This is a genomic window from Micrococcus sp. 093350064-1 (assembly GCF_053627955.1).
In genome coordinates, this window is sequence record NZ_JBSEYU010000031.1 from 1 (window position 1) to 1,965 (window position 1,965).

Annotated in this window: 3 protein-coding genes; 2 read left to right on the plus strand and 1 reads right to left on the minus strand. The window is 66.3% G+C overall.

The window, feature by feature from the left end:
* Window positions 1-352 (plus strand): transposase (locus ACUW6W_RS11670; protein ID WP_454180191.1); only part of this gene is annotated, 352 nt, incomplete at its 5' end.
* A 586-nt stretch (window positions 353-938) separates the two neighbouring features.
* On the opposite strand, the gene ACUW6W_RS11675 is transcribed toward ACUW6W_RS11670, so the two are convergent.
* Window positions 939-1,322, minus strand: a complete 384-nt coding sequence (locus ACUW6W_RS11675) for a helix-turn-helix domain-containing protein (protein ID WP_174233354.1) — start codon at window positions 1,320-1,322, stop codon at window positions 939-941.
* 248 nt (window positions 1,323-1,570) lie between these two features.
* Between ACUW6W_RS11675 and cmtR the strand changes: the two genes are divergently transcribed.
* Window positions 1,571-1,930: a Cd(II)/Pb(II)-sensing metalloregulatory transcriptional regulator CmtR gene (gene cmtR, locus ACUW6W_RS11680; RefSeq protein ID WP_017488126.1), complete on the plus strand. Its 360-nt coding sequence runs from the start codon at window positions 1,571-1,573 to the stop codon at window positions 1,928-1,930.
* Window positions 1,931-1,965 lie beyond the last annotated feature (35 nt).

Below are 1,965 nucleotides of genomic sequence, written 5' to 3' on the forward strand. Positions count from 1 at the left end.
CTACGTGCAGGACAGGTTGCCCGCGGTGGCCGCCCACTTAGACGCCGCTCGACAGGACATCCTCGCGTTCACCTCGTTCCCGAGGGACGTGTGGTCCCAGATCTGGTCGAACAACCCCGCCGAGCGGCTGAACCGGGAGATCCGGCGACGCACGGACGCGGTAGGGATCTTCCCGAACCGAGACGCCGTGATCCGGCTCGTAGGGGCCGTGCTGGCCGAACAGACCGATGAATGGGCCGAAGGCCGCCGCTATCTCGGACTCGAGTTGTTGGCCCGCTGCTCTAACCAGGACCCGGACACCCCCTCGACAACCGGAGCGAGCGCGGAGGTGATGCCGACCCTGCAGACCTGACAGGTACAAGCCCCCTACAACCTCGAAGACGGTTACACCACTTCCAGGGACTTGACCCCCGCTCGACGATCCCGCCGTAATGCGGCCGGCCCAGCGGGCGGTAGTCGAGGCTGATACCGTGCTGGTCGCACCCGCGGGTGAGCGCTTCGCTCTTGAACTCCCGAGCATTGTCCACATACAGGACCTTCGGCTTGCCACTCATCGGCCAGGCCGCGTCGATTCCGAGCCGCTCCAGCCAGGGCCGCTTGTCACCGGCCGCATGGGCCAGGCACAACCCCACCGACACCGCCGAGGGCGGCTCCAAGGTCACCACCATTCCAACCAGACACCGACTGCGCACGTCGATGGCCACCGTCAGATACGGCCGTCCGATCGGCTGACGGTCACGGTCATCGACCACGATCAGATCCATGACCGTGTGATCGATCTGCACCTGGTCCAGGATCGACTCGACTACCGGAACCTCGTCCCCGGCCGATTGCAACGGCCGGACGCTCTCGGCCCCCTCGCGCCGCCGGCCCACCTCGACCGGATTCATCCGAGCGATCCGCGCGGCCACCGTGTTCCGTGCCGGAGCCGGCAGCCCCTACACGGCGCAGGCCCGCGTGATCTCCCGATGCAGGGAGGCAATGCTGCGCTTCTGCCGGGTCAAGTACCGCTGGCGCACCAGCTCACGGATGATCTGCTCCACTGGCTCCGTCAGCCGGCCCCCACCCTTGCCACCATCCGATCGCCGGGGGACAAGATCAGTGACCAGGCCCGAGCCCCGCCGGTACCGCTCCAGCAGCACGTACACCCGGCGCCGGGAGATCCCCAGCTCCATCGCGGCTTCGTCGACGACAGCCAGTCCCACTGGATCGTGCTCGGCCAGGCGACCGATCACCCCGGCCCGCAACCGGGCCTGCTCCCACTCACGCTCGGGCACCGCAAGCACGCCCGGTCCAGCCATCTCATCCTGGTCGCCGTCCACGCCCGCCTCCTCATAGAGAACAGGACTACTGAGCAGATGCGACGCTAGTGCACAGGACTACTGAACGACCAGGGCTCGGGAGTCGACGACACCACCCCCGAGAGGACGGGCCCGAGAGCGCAGTCGACTTCTGAAAATGACTCGAGGACTGAGCTCGCTCGACGTACGGTGAAGGATCCCCTTACGGGCATGCGATCTGGGCTGACGCCTGTGACCGAGTGTTCAGTTCGCACTGTATAGTTCAGTCCATGATGACTATTGCTTCGCGTCTCGACGTGATGAACCGCCTGGGTCGTGCACTGGCCGACCCCACTCGATCCCGGATCATCTTGACCCTGCTCGACCATCCCGCTTACCCGGCGGAACTGGCCCGAGATCTGGACCTGACACGCCCGAACGTGTCCAACCACCTGGCATGCCTGCGCGATTGCGGGATCGTCGTCTCCGAGCCCGAGGGTCGTCGGACACGATATGAGATCGCCGATTCGCACCTGGCGCAGGCGCTGACGGCACTGGTCGATGCCACCCTGGCAGTGGACGAAGACGCCCCGTGCATCGATCCCGCCTGCTCGCTTCCCGGATGCGACGCAGCTGGGGAGGGCGCATGAGCCTCACCTCGGTCTTGCAGGCGATGGGCCTGTTC

Excerpts from the sequence above, each read along its gene's own strand:
- cmtR (WP_017488126.1), top strand. The coding sequence starts at position 1,571 with ATGATGACTATTGCTTCGCGTCTCGACGTGATGAACCGCCTGGGTCGT.